The organism is Paenibacillus sp. UASWS1643, assembly GCF_008693195.1.
Classification (GTDB): domain Bacteria; phylum Bacillota; class Bacilli; order Paenibacillales; family Paenibacillaceae; genus Paenibacillus; species Paenibacillus amylolyticus_B.
In genome coordinates, this window is sequence record NZ_VXKZ01000110.1 from 63,205 (window position 1) to 84,749 (window position 21,545).

At 49.3% G+C, this 21,545-nt stretch carries 14 protein-coding genes; 12 read left to right on the forward strand and 2 right to left on the reverse strand.

Features of this window, described 5'->3' with window-relative positions:
- Window positions 1-7: 7 nt before the first annotated feature.
- The 9 genes from FE296_RS17345 to FE296_RS17385 all read left to right on the forward strand — a co-directional run bounded on the left by FE296_RS17345 (window position 8) and on the right by FE296_RS17385 (window position 11,710).
- Window positions 8-1,210: a GerAB/ArcD/ProY family transporter gene (locus FE296_RS17345; protein ID WP_150365793.1), complete on the forward strand. Its 1,203-nt coding sequence runs from the start codon at window positions 8-10 to the stop codon at window positions 1,208-1,210.
- A 130-nt stretch (window positions 1,211-1,340) separates the two neighbouring features.
- The gene (locus FE296_RS17350; RefSeq protein WP_150365794.1) at window positions 1,341-2,171 is read left to right on the forward strand and encodes a uroporphyrinogen-III synthase; all 831 of its coding nucleotides are present in this window, start codon (window positions 1,341-1,343) and stop codon (window positions 2,169-2,171) included.
- A 295-nt stretch (window positions 2,172-2,466) separates the two neighbouring features.
- Window positions 2,467-3,966 carry a cobyrinic acid a,c-diamide synthase CobB gene (locus FE296_RS17355; RefSeq protein WP_223868918.1) on the forward strand — a complete coding sequence of 500 codons (1,500 nt, stop codon included), beginning with the start codon at window positions 2,467-2,469 and terminating at the stop codon, window positions 3,964-3,966.
- A gap of 178 nt (window positions 3,967-4,144) precedes the next feature.
- Window positions 4,145-4,867 carry an SDR family oxidoreductase gene (locus FE296_RS17360; RefSeq protein ID WP_223868919.1) on the forward strand — a complete coding sequence of 241 codons (723 nt, stop codon included), beginning with the start codon at window positions 4,145-4,147 and terminating at the stop codon, window positions 4,865-4,867.
- A gap of 42 nt (window positions 4,868-4,909) precedes the next feature.
- Window positions 4,910-5,548: a ThuA domain-containing protein gene (locus tag FE296_RS17365; RefSeq protein ID WP_074092596.1), complete on the forward strand. Its 639-nt coding sequence runs from the start codon at window positions 4,910-4,912 to the stop codon at window positions 5,546-5,548.
- Window positions 5,549-5,620: 72 nt separating this feature from the next.
- Window positions 5,621-6,001, forward strand: coding sequence for a phasin family protein (locus FE296_RS17370; RefSeq protein ID WP_124116606.1), 381 nt, complete (start codon window positions 5,621-5,623; stop codon window positions 5,999-6,001).
- Window positions 6,002-7,672: an ABC1 kinase family protein gene (locus tag FE296_RS17375; RefSeq protein WP_150365796.1), complete on the forward strand. Its 1,671-nt coding sequence runs from the start codon at window positions 6,002-6,004 to the stop codon at window positions 7,670-7,672.
- 532 nt (window positions 7,673-8,204) lie between these two features.
- Window positions 8,205-9,656, forward strand: a complete 1,452-nt coding sequence (locus FE296_RS17380; protein ID WP_150365797.1) for a SulP family inorganic anion transporter — start codon at window positions 8,205-8,207, stop codon at window positions 9,654-9,656.
- Window positions 9,657-10,102: 446 nt separating this feature from the next.
- Entirely contained in the window at window positions 10,103-11,710 is a 1,608-nt protein-coding gene (locus FE296_RS17385; protein ID WP_150365798.1) for a DEAD/DEAH box helicase, read from the forward strand.
- A gap of 492 nt (window positions 11,711-12,202) precedes the next feature.
- Here the strand turns inward: FE296_RS17385 and FE296_RS17390 are convergent, their stop codons facing one another.
- Window positions 12,203-13,135 carry a hypothetical protein gene (locus FE296_RS17390; protein ID WP_047840770.1) on the reverse strand — a complete coding sequence of 311 codons (933 nt, stop codon included), beginning with the start codon at window positions 13,133-13,135 and terminating at the stop codon, window positions 12,203-12,205.
- Between the two features lie 2 nt (window positions 13,136-13,137).
- Window positions 13,138-13,281, reverse strand: a complete 144-nt coding sequence (locus FE296_RS32840) for a hypothetical protein (RefSeq protein WP_167483717.1) — start codon at window positions 13,279-13,281, stop codon at window positions 13,138-13,140.
- 262 nt (window positions 13,282-13,543) lie between these two features.
- Between FE296_RS32840 and FE296_RS17395 the strand changes: the two genes are divergently transcribed.
- The 3 genes from FE296_RS17395 (at window position 13,544) to FE296_RS17405 (ending at window position 21,493) form a co-directional block, all read left to right on the forward strand.
- A complete protein-coding gene (locus tag FE296_RS17395; protein ID WP_150365799.1) occupies window positions 13,544-15,337 on the forward strand; it encodes a vWA domain-containing protein in 1,794 nt (597 codons plus the stop codon).
- A gap of 317 nt (window positions 15,338-15,654) precedes the next feature.
- Entirely contained in the window at window positions 15,655-19,044 is a 3,390-nt protein-coding gene (locus FE296_RS17400; RefSeq protein ID WP_150365800.1) for a tubulin-like doman-containing protein, read from the forward strand.
- A gap of 1 nt (window position 19,045) precedes the next feature.
- Window positions 19,046-21,493: a transcription initiation factor TFIID gene (locus FE296_RS17405; protein WP_150365801.1), complete on the forward strand. Its 2,448-nt coding sequence runs from the start codon at window positions 19,046-19,048 to the stop codon at window positions 21,491-21,493.
- Window positions 21,494-21,545: the final 52 nt, after the last annotated feature.

Genomic DNA, 21,545 nt, shown 5'->3' on the forward strand with positions numbered 1-21,545 from the left:
GTATATTATGAATCAGAGAGTAACACACCGTCAGACGATCCTGCTCGTGCTCCTGCTCAGTATTTCAGGAACGTTAATTCAGCCACACGCGCAAGCTATCTACTATGCGGAACAACACGCTTATCTCTCGTATATACCTGTAGTCGTAGTGATGCTTGCATCGATGTGGATGATAAGTCGGGTTCAGCGGAGATTTCCGGATCAGGATCTATTTCAAGCCCTTGCTGGGCGGTTCCCCTTTTTGGGAAGGCTCGCAGGATTGATGTACATTTTGTTTTTTTTCTTTGTGTTTGCTAGGGATATCCGGTTAACGGGTGATTATATAAGCATAACGTTGTTAGAGACCACCCCCATTTCCATCATTGTGTTATCACTGATCGTTATGGGAGTTTTTATCGTCAGAGGTGGGCTCGGCTCCTTGATCGGTATGTCGGAGTTGTATGTGACATTGTTTCTCTTAAACTCCGTGATTGTGCCTTTCATGCTCATTCAACAGATCAATATGGATAACCTGATGCCATATTTTCACGTTGATGTTGCGGGAGTGGGCAAGGGGAGTTGGTACATATTTTCGTTCTACGGAGAGATGATTGCATTGCCTTTTGTTATCAAGGGCAGTGATTTTCGATTTAAGTCGGTTGTGTCAGGCATTATATTGTCAGCCTTGTTGATGATGCTAATCCTTGTTGAGACTATTACCTCCATTGGAGTTCCTATCGCTTCAAGGTTGGTGTATCCCTCCTATGAACTGGCAAGACAATTGCAAATCAGTGACTTCTTGGATCGGTTTGACCTTGCGCTGGCAGCGGCAACCTTGCCTACCATGATCACGAAGATTGCTTTTGACCTGTACTTTGTCTGCTGGGGATTGAAGCGAATGATTCCGAACGCATCGGGAAAGGTATTGACAGGCCCGATTGCCCTCGTCGGATTTGTCTGTGCATTCTGGTTCTTCCGAAATGCCATTCAGCTCAATCGCTTTACTCGGGAATGGACATGGATTGCCATTATTTTTGAAGTGTTGTTCCCCATTGTGCTGTTTCTTTTCCTTCGTCCTCGCAAAAAGGATAAAAAAGAATCTACCCAACAGAGATCGGGAGACCAGTCAAAGAAACAGAACCATGAGCCGGAACAAAAATCGGCTGATTCGGAGAAGGACGGGGAGAAAAGGCGGAAAGATTCTCATGGCGGAGAACTCCAGCCTTCCTGATGCATTCCATCAAAAATCCTTATAGATGAACGGGCAAAAAGAGGGAAAGCACAGTATCCCTTCACAGAAGTACCCTGTATACTGTAGTCAGACTGATGAACATTCGGCTGAACTAACGGGGGGAACATGAATGGCTCAACATTTGGCAGGTGTGCGTGTAGCATTGACAGGACCACGAAAATCGAAAGAAATGTCCGTACTGGTTGAAAAAATGGGTGGAATCCCGCTTGTGCGACCGGCACAGGGGACCGTATTCCTGGATGATCGGAGTATCAGGGATGGGCTGGTATCCTGGATCTCAGACCCGCCAGACTGGGCGGTGTTAACTACGGGTATGGGATTGGATGCATTGTTTGAAATGGCTGAGGATATGGAAGTGGCAGGCCAATTGTTGGATGTATTATCGGAATCCTCAATTGCGGCAAGGGGATACAAGACGGTGAATGCGCTCAAAAAGCGCAAGTTAACACCGCTGGTACGAGATGATGACGGTAGCACGGACGGGCTCATTCGAGAGTTCGCCCCACATGACCTCGCAGGGAAAAAGGTCATGTTGCAGCTTCATGGGGAGACAGCTCCCAAACTTGTCGCATGGTTGGAAGAACAAGGCGCACTCGTCAGACAAGTGCTTCCTTACCGCCATGTGCCGCCGGAAGAGGCAGAGCTGGAACAGTTATTGAATGAAATTCTAAATTTCGAGGTAGATGCTGTTGCGTTCACAAGTGGACCGCAGGTCAGATTTCTGACCCAATATGCGGCTTCCCAGGACAAGCTTGAGCCGATGCTTGCAGCCTTCAGACAAGGTGTAATCCCTGCGTCTGTAGGTAAAGTAACAGCAAACTCCATGCGTGAAGAAGGCATTGAGGCACTGGTCATTCCGAAGGAAGAGAAGATGGGAGCACTCATCGTTGAGCTTGGACGTTACTTTGCAGCAGGGCGTGCGGCCAAGATTAGAGATTAGTGGCCTGGTTCGATAATCTGAGTAAACAGAGCTGAGGATTGAACATGTACTGTTCTGAAGAAGGTCGGCATAGCCGCGCTTCTTCAGGTTTTTTCTGTCCTAGGCCCTCTCCGTTATTTTGTAAACATTCATTTCATGAATAAAAAGTGTGCATTAATCTTGACCGCATCGCTATATGATGCGGTTTTGTTTAGATTATAGAATTTATACGTTACAACTAAAACACGAATGGTTCATCCTTGATAGTGCTTCGATCAGAAGCTTTTGTTATCTCGAAGAAAAGGTGGATATGACGATGAGCATTTCAGATCGTAATGCCAGACCCCGACTGATCATTGCAGGCACCGGAAGTGGTGCAGGGAAAACGACAGTAACCTTGGGGCTAATGAGAGCAATCGCTCAGCGTGGTTTGAGTGTACAAGGGTTCAAATGCGGCCCGGACTATATTGATCCGACATACCATACCGCTGTTACGGGCAGACCGTCACGCAATCTGGATGCATGGATGACCTCACCTGAGTATGTGAGGGATACGTTCCAGAAGGCATCAGCCGGACATGATATTTCCATTATAGAAGGCGTTATGGGCCTCTATGATGGCAAAGATCCGCTCAGCAATACAGGCTCAACTGCAGAGATTGCTCTGGTCACTCAGACCCCTGTGATCCTGGTTGTGGACGTACGCAGCATGGCTCGCAGTGCAGCCGCGATTGTACTGGGTTTTCAACAGTTGGAGCCTGAATTAAATATTGCCGGAGTGATCGTCAACCGGTGTGGAAGTGCGGGGCATTATACGATTGTGAAAAAAGCCATTGAGCAGATGTGCGGCATTCCGGTGGTTGGCTGGTTGAAGCGTGACGAGGACATGTCCATCCCTGAGAGACATCTGGGACTGGTACCTGCCATCGAGCGCGGTGAACTGGAACCATTATTTCAGCGGGCAGCCGATGTGTTGATGGAAGGTACTGATCTGGGTCTTCTGCTGGAACTGGCGGCAAGCGCCCCGCCGCTTCAACAAGAAGAAGGGAGTCTTGCCGCTACTACCCACACTGATCCTGCTAATACTGAACCAGGCTCGAATTACGACCCACATTCCAATTCAGTGATCCACGTTAATAATCGACATGTATCATATGCGGTACAGCCTGTCATTGCCGTTGCGCGCGATGCCGCATTTAATTTCTATTATCCCGATAATCTGGAATTACTCGAAGCAGCCGGGGCTCGATTACAATACTTCAGTCCGCTCGCTGGTGAAGGTATTCCAACGGATGTGGATGGCATCTATTTGGGTGGAGGATTTCCAGAAGAGTTTGCAGCAGAGATTGCCGGTAACCAAGGGTTCTTGGAAGGACTTCGACAAGCAGCACAATCCAACATGCCTTTATTCGCAGAATGTGGCGGTTACATGGTACTCGGGGAAACGTTGACCAACCGTGAGGGAATTAGTTTCGACATGGCGGGTATTATCCCTGCGCAGGTGCAGATGCAGAAGAAGCGCGCTGCGCTTGGCTACCGTGAAGCGAGTAGCGTTCAGGATTCCTTTTTGCTGAAAAAGGGTGAAGTGCTTCGGGGTCATGAATTTCATTATTCCACGATGACTTATCGTGATGAAGAAACGATCCCTTATGCGTATGAGACCAAGGGGTTGCGTGGCCTGAAGCAAGAAGGGTATGCGGCAGGCAACATCGTGGCGGGGTATACGCACGTTCATCTGGGCTCTTACCCGGCAGTCGCTCGAAGATGGGTGGAACATTGTTTAGCCTATCGGCAGGAGCGATATATGCAGAGATAATAGCAGCTATTTATAGCTCAAATAGATAGCTGAATTCAATAAGCAAAATGGCTCTAATCTTGCTTTTGCCTAATGAGTCTTTGGTCGTGAAGTTGGCGATCCCATTCTGAATTAAAGGTTTTCAGATGAATATGTGGAATGAATAAAAGACAGAATCATTATGCGAGGGAGGGACATCATGATGAGAACCGTATGTGTAACGGGAGCTGCTCGGGGATTGGGATTGGCTTTGACGGCACAGATGCTTAAGAGAGGGTATCTCGTGTATGCGGCCGGTCTGGACGTGGAAGATTCCGAGGGAATTCGTATGCTTGCAGAAGGATATCCTGACCATCTGCGCGCCATCGAACTGGATATTGCGGACGACCTGTCGGTGGCTCTATTCACGGAGACATTGAAGCTGGGTACGAATCATTTGGATATGCTGATCAATAATGCGGCTATACTAGGGAGTATTACGGATCATATCCGCGGGCCGTTGAATATGGCGGAGATGGCTGAAGTATTTAATGTGAATACCCTAGGTACACTGCGTGTGACTCATTCCCTGTTACCCCTCCTTCTTCAAGGACAGGTCAAGCTGATTGTTGATATCTCTTCCGAGGCTGGAAGTATAGAGCTATGCAGTCGGGATGGGTGGTTTGCCTATTGTATGTCCAAAGCTGCTTTGAACATGCAAGCCCGTCTTGTGCACAATGGTCTGAAGGATGAAGGCGGACAAGTGATGCTTGTGCATCCCGGTTGGGTACAGAGTTATATGAGGGGCGAATTGGATGTTTCTGCGGATCTCACGCCCGAGCAATCTGCACAGCATATCGCAGTACTTATTGACCGCCATGAACAGTTTAAAGGAGATCAGCCCGCATATGTGGACTACAAGGGCGAGAAGCTCCCCTGGTAGTTGATTGATACAGTGAGGTGAACAAGGAAGGAGATTGATTGAATGGATCATCGTAAAAAAGCATTACTACTTGGCGATTATACACATCCAGATTGGCATCCGCTTCAAGGTGTGGATGCGGAGATTAGCCGAATTTTCCATGATACTATGACTGTGCAGTGCAGTGAGAATCGGAATATGTTGCTTCAAGAAAATATAACCGGGTTTGATGTATGTATCTCATACATGGACGATTGGAAAGGGAAAGTCTCTCCTCAGCAGACAGCAGGTTTGTTGTCCTATGTGAGTAATGGAGGTGGACTGGTCATTATACATAACGGCATTTCGCTCCAAAATCGTTATGAACTCAAACAGATGATCGGTGCCAAGTTCCTGCATCATCCGGCGTATGCACCGCTTGAATTCACTGTAACGGCGGAAAGCCATCCCGTGACGGAGGGCATATCGAATTTCACAATGGAAGAAGAGCCGTATCAGTTCGAATTTGGTTCTTTTGCCGAAACGAAGATATTGCTGGAATATCAATCCGAAGATGGACCAAAGCCTGCGGTTTGGGCTCATCGATATGGTGTTGGGCGTATTGTTTATCTGATGCCGGGTCACCATGTGCCGTCTTTTGCACACGAAACGTACCGGAAGTTACTGCTGCAAGCAGGCAAATGGGCTGCACGTTACGTCTGATCGGACAGACATCTTTGCATGCAGAGTATAAGGGGTATAATATAGAGATCAACGAAGAGGAGGATGACAAAAATGAGCGATTTGTTCAAAAAGGCGATCTCGTTAGGGCTTGGTCTTACTGTTGTAAGCAAAGAAAAAATTGAGAAAACCGTGGATGATTTGGTCAAGCGCGGGGAACTTGCGCCCGGTGAATCCAAAGCTTTGGTCGAACGTCTGCTGGAACGGGGCGATGAAGAACAGGGTCAGTTCAAGAGAATGATTCAGGAACAGGTCAAGCGAGTGCTTCAGGAAGCCGGTGTGGCATCCGAAAGTGATGTAACCAGTCTGGAACAGCGCGTTGCTGTCCTGGAGAAAAGACTTGCCGAACTGGGCCAATCACCACAGCTTCAACCTGATGAATCCCCAGCTCCACTTGAAGTTCCTCCTCCTCTCAAAGGAAACGAGATCGAGTAGATGGCCGTGCGAATCAAACATGTCGGCAGATACCGTGAAATTGCCATGGCGCTAGTGCGTCATGGCTTCGGTTATATGGTCGAGGAGCTGGGTTTGTTCCAGCTGCTGGCTCTGCCCAGACGGTGGATGTCGCGTGAAGCACACACCACCAAAACGCTGAGTGAGCGCATCAGGCTTGTGCTGCAGGAGCTGGGGCCAGCTTTCGTTAAGCTGGGGCAACTCGCAAGCACAAGGGCAGATCTATTGCCTGAGTCTGTCATTCGCGAGCTAGTGAAGTTGCAGGATCAGGTCCCGCCGTTCTCTTCCGAAACGGCACGGGGTATTTTGGAACAGGAATTGGATACACCGCTGGAGGAGATCTTTTCCCGGTTCGAGGATACCCCTGTAGCTGCGGCCAGCATTGGACAGGTGCATCTCGGCAAACTTCGAAGCGGTGAATCGGTAGCCATCAAGATTCAGCGGCCGGGTATATCGCGTATTGTACAGCGTGACCTGGATATCTTGCGTGAACTGACAGCCATGGCCGAGAAGCGCTGGGACTGGGTGAAGCAATATCAGATTCCGCAAATGGTCGAAGAATATGCTCAGGCACTGATGGCCGAACTGGATTATACGGTCGAAGGCCGCAATACGGAAAAGATTGCACAGCAATACCAACAGGACAACAAGGTGAAAATCCCGGCAATTTACTGGGATCAGACTTCGTCCCGTGTGCTCACTATGGAGTATATCGAAGGTATCAAACTTAATGATCGTGAAGAACTGGTCAGACGCGGTCATGATCTGAATAACATTGCCGAGCGGCTGGTGGATTCATTATTGAATCAGATTTTTATTCAGGGATTCTTCCACGCTGACCCACATCCGGGCAATCTGATGGTATTGAAGGATGGTCGTCTTGCCTTTATAGACTTTGGCATGGTGGGCAGTCTGAGTGATGAGATGAAACAACAGCTCGCTTCGCTTATTATTGGGTTAATGCGCAAAGATACGGACAGTATGATCCGAGCGATTGAGAAGCTCGGCATGATGCCAGATGACATGGACCTGCGTGGTCTTCATGTGGATTTGGACAAGTTGCGTAGCAAATATTACGATATTCCCTTTTCCAAGATTAGTGTGGGTCAGGCGTTGAATGATTTATTCGGCGTAGCCCAGAGGCACCGGGTTGTCATGCCTGCGGATATTCTGCTGCTCGGTAAATCGTTGTTGACGATGGAAGGTGTCATCGAACATCTCGATCCTTCCCTGAGCATCGTAGATATGGCGGAGCCCTTTGGGCGGAAGCTGATCAAGGAACGTTTTAGCGCCGGAAGAATCAAGAATCGGTTGTACCGCAGTGCGGCTGATATGGCTGAGAGTGTCATTGGTTTGCCAGGGCAGTTAAGGCAATTATCATCCATTATTAGCAAAGGCAAGCTGAGGCTGGAGATCAGTGTTCCTGAGCTGGACGCACTCATGCGCAGAATGGATCAGATCAGCAATCGGCTGTCCTTCAGTATTGTGTTACTTGCCTTTTGTATTATCATGGTGGGCCTGATTATCGGTTCGTCGATCAGTCATCAGTCCACGATGCTGTGGGATATTCCGGTCATTGAGATTGGTTTCCTGGTGGCGATTCTGATGGTGGCTTTCCTGCTCTATTCGATATTCAAATCAGGAAGATTCTAGCAAAGTATCGCGAGAATACCCGTAAAGAGACCTTCTTCAAAGGATCTTTGCGGGTTATTTTTCGTGAATAGAGGATGGATGAGTATATCACAGAAATATTAAGATAATAGGAGATAAGGTTTTATTTTTAAGGCTTAACTGTATTAGTACATATTCATTCCAGTGACTATAATAATAGGTCAGTAGAATAACGGACCCGGTTTTTCTGAGAGAGGGAAACCCATGGGCATCTGGAGTAGACCAGGATGTCACACAAGGAAGATAACTGATCGTTGTAACGGAAAAGAAGCAAAAACACTGGAACGGAAAACAGACATGATGATTCATCCAACTATCCATACGATAGGGGTGGTGAATGAGCATGTAACTCAGATGCATAGGCAATTGTGCGGAGAAGATTCCGCTATTTTGTGCTGTCTCACACACTTTTATTAATTGCTGAGTGTATTGATCAGTGATGAATGCTTCCGTTAAGCTTCAGGGTCATCTTCCAATTTGAGTAATGACATGTAGGAGGAACGGTAGAGAACATATGAATACTTTAAAACAACAATGGTTTGGCAACATTCGCGGAGATGTGCTGGCAGGCATTACGGTAGCGCTGGCGTTAATTCCGGAAGCCATTGCTTTCTCCATCATTGCAGGAGTCGATCCCATGGTAGGGCTGTACGCTTCGATTACCATTGCGATTGTGATCTCGATTGCAGGTGGAAGACCCGGTATGATCTCGGCGGCAACGGGTGCAATGGCGGTACTGATGGTTGGACTCGTCAAGGATTATGGTGTGGAATATCTTTTTGCAGTTACGATACTGACGGGTGTTATCCAGTTTCTGCTAGGCATATTTAAGGTTGGGCGATTTATTACGTTTGTGCCTCATTCGGTACTGACCGGATTCGTGAACGCACTGGCTATCCTGATCTTTATGGCGCAGTTAACTCACTTCACGGGAGCGAATTGGATTATGTATGCGATGGTGGCAGGTACGCTGGCGATTGTCTATATTTTGCCACGTTTTTTCAAAGCCGCACCGGCTCCACTGATTGCGATCATCGTGATGACGATCATTACGGCGATGTTAAATCTGAATGTGAAGACTGTCGGCGATATGGGGAACCTGACCAGTACATTGCCAATGTTCCACTTGCCTAATATTGCATGGACATGGGAAACACTGATGATTCTGCTGCCCTATTCATTCACTCTGGCACTCGTCGGTTTGCTGGAATCTCTGCTGACCGCTACCATTGTGGATGAGATGACGGAGACCAAGAGCAGTAAAAACCGCGAAGTACGCGGTCAGGGGATTGCCAACTTCATTAACGGTTTGTTCGGTGGTATGGCTGGCTGTGCCATGATTGGGCAATCGGTGATTAATGTGAAGTCTGGCGGACGCGGAAGATTATCCACGTTTACCGCAGGTGCGTTTCTCGCAATCCTGTTGTTGCTGCTCAGCGGAGTGGTGAAACAGGTGCCGATGGGTGCGCTCGTCGGTGTAATGTTTATGGTGTGTATCGGAACATTCGACTGGAGTTCCATTAAAAATATTGCTCGCGTGCCGCGGGCGGAAGCCTTTGTCATGATCGTGACGGTGGCTATTGTGGTCTATACCCACGATCTGTCGATCGGGGTTATGGTCGGCGTTGTGCTCAGTGTGCTGCATTTTGGCTGGAAACAGACCAAGATCCGTGTACAGGCGAGCCAAGAGCAAGGGCAGAAAATATATCGGGTTCACGGACCGTTCTTCTTTGGTTCTTCGTCCCGCTTTGTGGATGAGTTCGATGCAGAGGCCGATCCGAAGGAAATCACGATTGATTTCGGAGGGTCACATATCTGGGATAATACCGCGGTTGTGGCTATCGGCAAAGTGAAGTTCAAATACGCGAAGCTGGGCAAAACAGTGCACCTGCGCGGGTTAAACGAGGAAAGCTCTCGTATTCTTGAACGGAGTGGATTTGCTACAGCAGGCGGGCACGGTTCGTAATCTGGTTGGAACGAAGTAAACAACGAATAGATAACATAAAAAGATAATTTATAATCAGCGGCGCACTTTTTCCGGAAATCGGGGAGAGGGCGTCGCTGTTTTTTATTAGAGCCGGAGGCATGCTAGGTCATATCCACAGATCAGCAACCTGAAGGCAGATCTAGAGTCTCTTGCTACCCGACTTAAAGTCACTTGGTCGATACAAGTTACGCTGATCTTGGAATTTTGTGCTACAAGTTAGGGGGTAACGCTGTATCCCCTTTTGTTTTGCTTGACTAACGTGTAAACTACAGGGTATGGAGAAGAAGAGCAACGAGTGGATTGCTTTTTAAAAAATTCATTTCATAATCATGATTGATATAAGGAAAACTAGTGTTGATGGCAGATACTGATACTGAGTCATTATGAAATGGACTTATCTAAATGAATATACAGAGGTGTAACGATTGGCAAACTTTGAACAACTGGGCATTCGCCCGGAATGGTGCGAGATCCTGAAACATCAGGGCATCGCTGTGCCGACTCCGGTACAGGAGCGTTCGATTCCGGTACTGTTGGGTGGACGCGATATTATCGCCGAGGCACAGACAGGCACAGGGAAAACGCTGGCATTTTTGCTGCCGATTATTCAGAAAATTAACGTATCCGACCGTTCGCCGCAAGCGCTGATTATTGCGCCTACGCGTGAGCTTGCGCTGCAAATTACGGAAGAAGCGAAGAAGCTTACTGCTAACGACGATAAACTGCACGTGCTTGCCGTATACGGCGGGCAGGATGTGGACAAGCAACTGCGTAAATTGCAGAATGGTACCCAGATCGTTATTGGTACACCCGGTCGTCTGCTGGATCACCTGCGCCGTGGCACGTTGAAGCTTGATAATGTGAAAAAACTGGTGCTGGATGAAGCCGACCAAATGTTGCACATGGGCTTCCTGGACGATGTGGAGACGATTCTTAGCGAGCTACCACATAAACGTCAGACAATGCTGTTCTCAGCAACGATGCCTAAGGGCATTCGCAACCTGGCGAAGACCTACATGAAAGATCCGGAAGATGTGAAGGTATCTTCCCAATCTGTTATTCCGATCAAACAGATTCGCCAGCAGGTACTGGAATGTACGGATCGCGGTAAGCTTGAAGCGCTTCGCGGTATGATTGATACGTATCGCCCATACTTGGCGATTATTTTCTGCCGGACCAAGCGTCGTGCATCCAAGCTGAACCAAGATCTGCGTGAAGCAGGTTATGCAAGTGATGAACTTCATGGAGACCTGTCCCAATCCAAGCGTGAGAACGTAATGAAAGCGTTCCGCGATGCCAAACTGCAAGTGCTGGTTGCTACAGATGTAGCTGCACGTGGACTTGATGTTGAAGGCGTTACGCATGTATTTAACTACGATATGCCGCATGATGCGGAAAGTTATATTCACCGGATCGGTCGTACGGGCCGTGCAGGCGGTACGGGTCTTGCTGTAACGTTTGCAACAGAGCACGACAGACCGGAACTTGCACGTATTGAACAAGGTATCGACCAGAAGCTGTCCCGTATCCAGTGGACGAGCGAAGGTCCAATTGCTTCAACTGGAGCAGCTAGACGTTCCATTAACAGTCAAGGGGATGACGAACGTTCAGGCGGACGCTCTTCCGGAACTGGCAGTGCCCGTCGCGGTGCAGGCCGTAACGATCGCAGAGATGGCGGACGTGGGGGGCGTGGTTCCCGCGGGGGCGAAGGTGGACGCAGTGAAGGCGGCCGCAGTAGCGGTCGTAGCGGTGGCCGCAGCAGCGACAGCAGTCGCGGAGCAGCAGGTCAAGGTGGACGCGGTGCGGGTCGCAGTGGCGACGAGCGCAGCGCAGGTCGTGGTTCCGCGCGCAGCAGCGACAGCAGTCGCGGTGCAGCGGGCCAAGGCGGACGTGGCGCAGCTAGCAGCGGCTGGGCTGGCCGTAGTGCTGACAAGCGCACCTCCGGGCGCAGCAGCGAAGGCTCTCGCCGTCCGGAATCCGCAGGACGCGGACCGGCGAAGGGCGACCGTCGCGATTCTCGTCGCGGACGGTAAAGCCTTGGCGCAAGCGGCGATGTAGCCGCAATTGCGCAGGCACTGTGCCATGCCACAGAGATTGGCATGGCACATATGAGAGGGTTCGTGTACACATGTACCGAACCCTCAGATCAAGGGTCGCGGGCGGAACCACGTCGCGGCCCTTTTTCAACAGGACAGATGATCATTTCCGCTTATTCTTTTTGTCATCTGCGAGTGCCTGTTTGCGCGCCTGTTTGATCCATGGAAGATGCCATTTAGGTATTACCCATCTAGTTTTTCTTTTTTTTCGTGTACTGCGTATAGCACGTGGCAGAATGCCATAAAATTCAAAACACCTCATCCTAGACCTAAGGATGGGATGTTTTTGGATTAATTCTTATATCATTAGAAGCATAACCTTCGATCTGTGGTGCTGACGCACATGCAGGGATGGATGAAATTGCATTCGTCTATATACAGGGAGTGAGTTTGCACTAAACTACGTTTTTCTTTCTCAATATATCATCTCTACAGCTGAACATCTGCGTATTGATCCCGATATTTCTCGTTATACACCCGACCTACCGACTCTGCCAATCCCCCTCGTGCCTTGCTCGGATAGCGTTCAATCGTGTGATAAAGTCTCATGAAGCGATCCTTGGGCATAAAGCGGGCGTAGCGGGTAATAAGACTAGGGAATAACTCAATATATTTGCTCTTGCGCACGGCAGCAGCAGCTACGGCTGTAAGTATCTGAATTCCATTGTGGAGCTGTAAAATGTTCACTTCATAGGTTGCGATATAACGAATCGCATCTTCACGGATCAAATCCGGCTTAAGCCGAGCAATCTCACCGATATATTCAGCCAGCAGCCGCTCGAAGCTGCGTAACAGCAAGGGCTTGAGCTGCAGATCCATATCACTGCGCAGGACAAAGGATTGTAACAGCGCAACCTGCTGCAGTCGAATCCGGTCATTGTAGACGAGTGAGCCGATCTCGCGGAGCATCTCATAGGCAAGTGCTTCATCCTGCTTTCGAGCTTCGGCGACCAGAGCCCAGTTGCGGTTAATGCCCTGGCGGATGAGTTCCTCATCCTGTTGCAACGTGCGCTTCAACTCGCGCTGCTGCTCTACCTCGAACGAACGTTTCTGCATGAAGATCAGTAAGGCCAGAAGCAGCAGGGAAACGCTGGCTGCCGCCATGGTCTGATCTATGGTCTCACCAAAATAGGTGGCAGCTGCACCGAACAATATGGTAATGAACAGGTCGCGTGCAATTCGACGTTTCACACGGGAAGTTGCCTTCGCTTGAACGGAATTCAGGGTACCCCGGCCACAGGCCGTGCACTCCTCTTCCCACAGGCAGGTATACTGTCCACAACGGGTGCAGACTTGCAACTTTTCATAGGCATAGGTCGTTCGTTGAAATGGTCTTATAGATACAACTAGTTTAGTACTCATGCTTAATCACGCTCACCATTCAGAATAGTGTAGAGGGTACGATCCGTGTCTTCGCGGGAGATTGGTTTCCGCCGATGAAGCTGGAGTGCAATTACCTTTATGATGACAAAAAGAAACAATATGGCGAGGCATCCGTATGTAACCATAATCCGTTCCCTTCTATGGCTTGGTGAACAAGCGCTGTTATATTGCAGTTTGCTGGCAATAACTATATCATATTTCCATAGTTGGTACTTTTGTGCCAGTTCAAGGCATGAAATCGTCGATTTTTGTCAGTCATTACAAAACTGTAACTCAAGATAGGGGTGCTTTTCAGAATTTATTAGTAGACTGTTAAGATTTCCTTAAGGCTTGACGCCTATAATAAACTATTCCCATTTTAATCTCAAACGTGAAGGAGTACACCCAATGCTGCGGACACGCAAAATACGCTGGCTTAGTGGAACGATGGTTCTGCTGGCAATTCTAACGCTACTGTTACCTCAAGCGTTGCTGCCACAAGCTGCAGCGGCTCAGGCACAGACAAGCGGAATCGATGCGGTACTTGTAGCCGATGTAAGTAACTCGATGAATACAAGTGACCGTGACAAGATCAGTAATGAAGCCATGAAAATGTTTATTGATATGCTGCCCGTCCAGGGGGACAAGGTAGGAATTGTAGCTTATACCGATCAGGTGGAGCGGGAAAAGGCTATGCTGGAGATTCAGTCCGATACGGACAAGAGCAGCCTGAAGGATTTTATTGATCAGCTCGGCCGGGGGCCATATACCGATGTCTCGGTTGGTGTCGCCGAAGCCGTGAACATACTGAATCATGATGCAGACCCATCCCACTCGCCAATGATCGTGTTGCTGGCGGATGGCAACAATGACTTTAACAAAACCAAAGGCCGTACACAGGCACAATCCGACGCTGATCTGGCGAAATCCGTGAAGGAAGCACAAGATCAGGGTATCCCGGTGTATACGATTGGACTGAACGCGGATGGCAAGTTGAACAAGGATGCACTCGCAGACCTCGCGAAGCAGACCGGAGGCAAGTCATTCATTACCGATACGCCGGATGATCTGCCACAGATTCTGAGTGAGATCTTCGCCGATCATGCTAAACTCAATGTGGTGAAGCTGCCCTCTGTAACAGGAAACGGCAGTTATCAGGAAGTTACCGTGAACGTGCCAAATGACAGTGTACTGGAAGCAAACATCTCGATTATGTCCTCGAAGCCGGTGGAAGTGCAATTGACGGACCCTTCCGGACAAGCCGTGGATCTGAACTCGGATGCAGCCAAGCTCTCGACGTCGAAGAGTTATTCACTCGTGAAGCTGTTGAAACCCCAAGAAGGAGACTGGAAACTTCGGGTAAAAGGGGCTCCGAAAGACAGCATCGATATCAACCTGTTGTTCAACTATGATCTTCAGCTCGTTGTGGACCCAATTAAGACCAAGTCCTATACCAAAGGGGATAAAGTTGATCTTGCAGCCAAACTGGAGAATGGCGGTCAGCCGCTTCAGGATAATGACCTGTATACGGATATGAAGGCCACGCTGGTTGTGAAAGATGTGGATACAGGCAAAAGTGAAGAACAACCTCTGGACAATACAGGTTCTGGTTTTGCCGGAACGTTTGAAGTACCAGACAATCATAACTATGAATTGGTCATCCGTGCGGAAGAAGACAGCTTCTACCGTGAAAGTGCACCAATCACGATTAACGCAGGCGGAGCAACTGGAAGCGGTGCTCAACCGACCACGCCGGGCGGTGAACAGGACAAGCCGTTTCCTTGGTTACCTGTCATCCTGGGTGTTATAGCCCTGATTGTGGTCGGTGTTGGTGTCTGGTTCCTGATGGGTTGGCTGAAACGCAAAAACCGGGGCTTTGTCGGTCAGATGATCGTTGAGATTCGGGATGAGAACACGGGCGACAAGTCATATCCACAATATAAAAAGCTGGTATCCTTCCGGGGTCGATTCCATCTGCATCAGTTATTGCAGCTGGACCCTGAGCTGAAGGAAACCGAAAAATATGTATTTACGCCCAGCAATGGGGATCGAATTATCATCCGTAACACCGCAGGCGGTACGCTGGAGAAATCCGGTCGTGCAGTTGATGCAAGCTCAGGCGTTGAACTGAAGAACGGTGACCGACTGAGCATCCCGCTGCAACAGGCGGACAAAACGATTTTGATCGAGTACTTGGTGTGAAGGATTATTTGATTTAAATTGATTGTTTGGTTTAAAAGGAATGCCAATATAATTTGGGACCAACTGTTTACACGAGAACGCAGAGGACAGAAATAACGTGAAGAAGCGGAAGCGTTCGCCTAAAAGCTTTCTGAAAGAAAGCTACATCGGAAGCATACGCTATCCCCAGATTTTCACCATTGAAAAATAGAATCAAAAAATCCGGGGATAACAGCGATCGGAAGGTTGTTCTGTCATCGGAGTGGCAAGTGTAAAATTTCTTTAGTTTGAATTGTATAGATTGAAGCATATGTGCGTTAATCAAAGGAGGACATGGAATGAAACCGATTGTTAGAGAACATATTCAGCAACTGGATGTATCACTTGGCGGAGGTATTGTCAGTGAGAAGATCAGAGTTGATACCATTGATAACCCCATTCTGATTATTGGTCTGGGGGGAACGGGAATTGACGCACTGTTGCGTCTCAAATATCAGATCAACCGTCGTTTCAAGCTGCCACAGGATCCGGTTTCCAAGAAAAAAATGGATAAGCCGGACAATGTGGAGTTTCTGGCTTTTGAGACGAACGAACAAGATCGCGCCAAAAAGTATAAAGGAATCGGACTTGATCCGATCAATGAATTCGTATTGCTGTCCAATGCCGAGATTGGCGGACTGCTACAGAACCGCAGCGTGCTGGAGCCGTACATTACAGACTGGCTGTCTCCGGAACTGAGCATCACGGACGGCATGAATGGCGCGGCAGGTGTGCGTCAGGCTGGACGTCTGCTGCTGTTCACGAAGATTAATCAGGTTGTACAGGCCATCGACAAAAAGATCAAAACCTTATCCGTAGGCACCAACAAAAAACTGATGGTGTTCCTGCTGACAGGTCTGTCCGGCGGTACAGGCAGTGGCTGTTTCCTCGACATTTCCTATATCGTGCGCGGTATTATCGAACGTGATCATGGCTCTGCCGGGATTGACCGCGTGAATACGCTGGGCTACCTGTTCACACCAGACGTGAACCTGTCCAACAAAAGCTTGAGCGAACACACGCGCGAATACATTCGTAAGAACGGATATGCTGCGCTCAAAGAGTTGGATTATTGGATGAACGTGGATAGCCGCGGTGAGCGGTTTACACAGAAGTACGGCAATATTTTAACCGTTAACTCACCACTGCCACCATTTAACCTGTGTCATCTGATCTCTGCGACGAATACCGAGGGCAAATTGCTGGAGAACGCCTACGATTACTGCATGAACGTCACGGCCGAGAACATTACCAACTTCATGGCAAGTGAGGAGAAGCAGTCGGGTGAGGAGTTTGCGATCCATGACTATATCAGCAACATTCGGACCAACATTGCACAGATGAACAAGGTGTACCCGGCCAACTATGATTACAACATCATTGGTGCCTCTTCGGCTGTACTGCCGATTGAAGAGATGACCACGTATCTGGCGTATCGCATGTTCGATAAAATGAACACCATGTTCTCCAAAGCACCGAACCAGGAGGATACCGAGAAGTTTGCACGCAAGCTGGGCATTGATCTCGAAAGTGTGGTCAAGTCCTTTGAAGCCCGCGTGCCAGAGCCGCTGCCTGGTTATCAAAACAGTGAACGCCTATCCTATGGCAACGTGGTGAAATCACAGGTTGTGAATATGGACACTGAACTGGAACAGAACTTCCTGGCGCGTGCCCGCGAGGAATATATCAAGGCGAAGAAACAGCTGCCGGGTGAGATTGCCGGTCAGTTCACCGAACAGATCCGGCGTATGTTTTTGCATCCCGAACAAGGTCCGTTTTATGTCTCCCGTCTAATATATACGGAAAAAGGATTCTGTGTACTGAAGATGATTCAGTCGTACATCGAAACCCTGCGTGAGAATGCCTTCCGCATTCCGCGTGATATTGAAGCAGCTCAGGAGCAGTCCGAAGAGAAGCTGGGCGATGCGAAGAGTGCTTTTGTCTCCAAAGAGAAGAAAAAGAATGCTTATATTGAAGCAAAAATTCATGAGTACTGGCTTCACGCCGACGTGGAACGTAACGATCAGATGATCGAGTTCTATGAAGATCTGTATGAGTTGCTGAACCAGGAGAACAGCCGCATTTATAACGTATTTACCGAAACGCTGAACGCCCTTAGCTCGATCTTTGCGAAGAACGGTGACCTGCTGACACGCGGCGAAGAACAAGCCGACCACAAAGGCAACAAAACATATTACTGGAACGTCGTAAGTGTACCGGATATCGTCAGTGTGGTGGACGGGCTGTTGGATAAGCGTGATACAGATGATCTGATCCGTGACTTCTCCCGTGAATTGCTGGAAAACTCCAGCCAGTGGGTGAAGGAAAACGAGATTGATATCGTCAGCTCCATCTCCGACTTCCTAAGCGAGAAATTCGGTGATCTGATTACTCGTTCCATGGAAGATTTCCTGGTGATCAAATACGGTCAGGATGAGTCGGTCGAAAAATTCGTGGAACGTTTCATTGCCGGCAAGTTGGATGATGAGGCCGTTCCGGTGTTCAATCTGAGCAACAGTACGGGCAGTCTGCATTTCCCTTCATGGGGATTTGTATCGGTACCGGCACAGGCGCCGGGCATTCTGAAAGGGATTCGTAATTATCAGAACAATGCGGTAGGCAAGTCTCATTTTACTGTTAAGGAAAGTGAAGTACGTAACCGGATCTTCTGGCTGAATACCCGCAACGGGGTACCGCTCTTTGTGTATACACCACTCAAAGTATATGAGGAAAGTTATGAACGTACCATTTTGGACAAAGAAGGCATTGGTCGTCACTTGGTACAAACGGAGAAAAATAACTGGACCTATCTGCCGTCACCGATTCCGGAGAAATCATGGGGAGATGTGTACGAGAACGCCCGCGTGAAGCAGTATAACGCCCGTGTGCGTAGCGAATTCGAGCAGGCGCTTGGATACAACATCGTGACAGCCAAATCCATTGATGAGAATACAAGTAACCGGTATGCGATTGTGACAACAGAAGCGTTTGATTTGTCTGCCAAACTGGGAGCCTACGACATGCGTCTGACGTCCACCACGCCGAACCTCGGCGAAGTGAAGCGGGCGGTGATTGAGCTGAAACGTCTGCAATCCGAAGGGTTGCCACGTGTAGGAGTTAAGGATATTTTCGGAAGTATTAATGAAGATATGGCCAAAGAAAACCTGGTACGCTCCCCGCAGCTGATCGCACGTGTACGTGAGGAACTGGCAAAGATGAATGCCATCTCGGCCAAAGTCGTCGAACTCGAAGGCATTCTTGCCCAGTACCAGGACGAAGAGCAGTGGTACGACCGCTTCATCGAAGCGTTATATACCGACACCATCGTCAAAAAAGGTGCGCTCTACGTCTATGACCGTGACCCGGAAGAAGACGCATGGGAACCATTCGCGAACCTGATGAAGAGCCGTAACTTTGCCGAGTATGAAGTGTTTGGCAACTTCCGCGGTCTGTCGGAGAAGGATCGCAGTACATTGCTGCGCAAAGCCTCCCGTCGGGATAACGATCTCACGGCTTCAGAAGATATCACCCCATTGTTGACAAAGCTGGATGATCTGGCTGCGCTGTTCATGGAATCACGTGATCGTCTGGAATATGAGCGGGTAGAACTGGCTAACGGAGAAGACATCTATCAGTTCTACAGAACGATGTCGTCCAAGCTGAACGACATTCGCAGAAGGCTGAAGTAAGATGGTGACCGGGATGGAGTTCAATTCGAACAATACCCTGAAGCGCGATCTGGAGAAGTACGCAGCACAGTATGCAATGGAGCAGGAGCGTCAAGGCAGCCTGGGGGATGGACGCAGCAGTATCCATTACCCGGCTTTGTTCCTTTTCGTAGGTGATCTGGTTGCACCTGCCGTGTCTGCTGTGCAGGAGATCAATCGGCTGAAATGGGATAATGGAGACGGTGTGGTCTACGTTCAGATTGGGACAGAAGATCAGGAAGCGGGTCCGGGTGAAACGAGGAATAGTGGCTCGTCCGATGATGGTCAGGTGACTCGTCACCGCTTGCCTCTATCCGCGGGGCAGACGGAGCGACCATCCAAAACACGGCGGAAGGATGTGCACCGCAGTTTCCACGAATCGGATCAGGCGCTCTATGACCTGAATCGTACGCTTCGGCGGGTCAGTAACCGAATTGCCGATTATGGACGGTTGTACTCGTCATTTGATCGGATTTACGTTACGGTGGTAACCAGAGCCGATGATCCATTGAATGTATTGTTGCCAGAGCTCACCAAGCTGACGGAGACCATTTTGTCCCAAGCCTTCAAGTCCGTGCAGACGGATCTGCATGTATTGGTCAGCGAGATGGAACAGGTGGATTCCTTCGGGTATGCCAGCGCAGCAGGCCTTGCTTTTCTAAGGGAGCTGGATTATATGCAGTCGCTGGACTACACGTTCAGCGGTAATCTGCTGGTGACGGAGGATGGGATCTCCATTCCCGTTACACATCACGCGTCACCGTTGTTTGATCTTGTATATCTGTTGTCCGACAAAAATGAGCGTGGAACCGGCGTTCCCGGGGGCTGGATCGAAAATGCCGAGATCATCTGCCGCATCTGCCTGTTGAAGAACAGGAAGCAGGATGCGGATCACGCGGGTACCGTTTCGAGCACGGGAGCGAACACGTACAACAATACATCCTTCAAAAACAATATTCGTACCACCTCTGATCAGCATGGTTATGCAAGCGCGGGTTTTGCCGAGATCAGGCGGCCAAACAAGCCGATAGCACTGGCGGTGTTATATCACATGTATCGGTATCTGCTCGCACGCATGCGGCAAGAGCCGGATTGGAGCATCAAGGACAAGCTCGCTTTCTTTGGACTGGACGCGGCTTCGGTGGAACGCAAAGTCGAAGGCCTGTTACCTAATGAAGATCTGGTTAGTGGCATGAGTGGCATCATGACGCATAACGTCAGTTTCTCCGATCTGAAGCCGCTCTCGCTTCGTGAAGCGGAGAGAGCGCTGTTCGGACAAGGCGCTGAAGCGTACTTTCGTGATAACGTCGTCCGTCTTGTTGAAGAGCGTGTGCGCGAGCGCAGTTCTGGCGGCTCTCTGCGCCGTCAGGCCGAGCAATCTCGCGCGGAGCATCCAGAGGTTGGGTACTTCCAGTGGGCAGCCTGGAGTGACAATGAGCCTGGCAGTGTACGTGAAGCGCTGCTCGGACTGATTCGGGATAAATCGATGCAGCTTGAATCGGCACGTGCTCTGCTGGAGCAGCGTCAGCAAGAGTGGGTGGAAGATCAGTCGTTCAAACGTGCGTTGTTCCGTGATAAACAAAATGTACGCAATCTGATTGACTGTATGCTGGAGCGAGTGTATGTACCGAAGGTAGAATTACTGCGACTGGAAAATGAATTACATCTGCTGCGTATCTACGATACGGAGATGGAAGAACTTCATCGTTTCAGTGGCCAAGTCACAGCAGCACTTGAAGCGCTGGAACGCACATTGCGCGAGACAGCAGTCCAAAGTATCGCCGCTGCGGATGAATACATCGGCCAGAACGTGATGGAATACTACGGCAAAGTGACGGAAGAGCTAATCACCGACCTGGAAGCCAAGCGCGGACGGGACGTATGGTTTGAGGACCGTTACATGGGAGACATGAACCGGCTTGCCACAGAAGGCGATGATCGTCTGTTGAAACGGCTGATGGAGGTATGTCACTCGTTGCTGCTTACAGCCGAGCCGTTGCGGTTACCATTTGAAGAAGAGCTGTTGCAGCGGGCCAACGTTACGATTGCTTACGGAGATAAAGACGTATTAACCCGGGATGATCTGTTCCGCAGGTTGTACCACACGCTGGAGGATCAGGCGGTTGTTCGGGTACGGGTATTCGATTATACGCAGGAACATCGCTATGAAGAGAAGTATTTCTTTGGTGACCATCATAGTGCTTTTATGGACTACGCGGCACATGCCGAAGAGACGTCACGCATCTACAAGCTGGGTGTGGTGTACGAAGAACGCAGCAGTGGTGTGGAGAAGCTGAATCTGATGGGAGGTTTCCATCTGGAGGATCTCATGGTGTATCGAAACGGCAAGGTATACTATGACTCGTACACGGAGAATGGTTATGAGCTTCACCCCGCAGGTCTGGTGGAAAAGTTGTCACCCATTCGTTAAGACATCTGGCGGTGTCCTGCACCCAGCACCAATCTTGTATTAACTCAGCCTG

Bases quoted from the DNA above. Each gene is read 5' to 3' on its own strand.
- FE296_RS17345 (WP_150365793.1), top strand. From the start codon at position 8: ATGAATCAGAGAGTAACACACCGTCAGACGATCCTGCTCGTGCTCCTG.
- FE296_RS17350 (WP_150365794.1), top strand. From the start codon at position 1,341: ATGGCTCAACATTTGGCAGGTGTGCGTGTAGCATTGACAGGACCACGA.
- FE296_RS17355 (WP_223868918.1), top strand. From the start codon at position 2,467: ATGAGCATTTCAGATCGTAATGCCAGACCCCGACTGATCATTGCAGGC.
- FE296_RS17360 (WP_223868919.1), top strand. From the start codon at position 4,145: ATGATGAGAACCGTATGTGTAACGGGAGCTGCTCGGGGATTGGGATTG.
- FE296_RS17365 (WP_074092596.1), top strand. From the start codon at position 4,910: ATGGATCATCGTAAAAAAGCATTACTACTTGGCGATTATACACATCCA.
- FE296_RS17370 (WP_124116606.1), top strand. From the start codon at position 5,621: ATGAGCGATTTGTTCAAAAAGGCGATCTCGTTAGGGCTTGGTCTTACT.
- FE296_RS17375 (WP_150365796.1), top strand. From the start codon at position 6,002: ATGGCCGTGCGAATCAAACATGTCGGCAGATACCGTGAAATTGCCATG.
- FE296_RS17380 (WP_150365797.1), top strand. From the start codon at position 8,205: ATGAATACTTTAAAACAACAATGGTTTGGCAACATTCGCGGAGATGTG.
- FE296_RS17390 (WP_047840770.1), bottom strand. From the start codon at position 13,135: ATGAGTACTAAACTAGTTGTATCTATAAGACCATTTCAACGAACGACC.
- FE296_RS32840 (WP_167483717.1), bottom strand. From the start codon at position 13,281: ATGGTTACATACGGATGCCTCGCCATATTGTTTCTTTTTGTCATCATA.
- FE296_RS17395 (WP_150365799.1), top strand. From the start codon at position 13,544: ATGCTGCGGACACGCAAAATACGCTGGCTTAGTGGAACGATGGTTCTG.
- FE296_RS17400 (WP_150365800.1), top strand. From the start codon at position 15,655: ATGAAACCGATTGTTAGAGAACATATTCAGCAACTGGATGTATCACTT.
- FE296_RS17405 (WP_150365801.1), top strand. From the start codon at position 19,046: ATGGTGACCGGGATGGAGTTCAATTCGAACAATACCCTGAAGCGCGAT.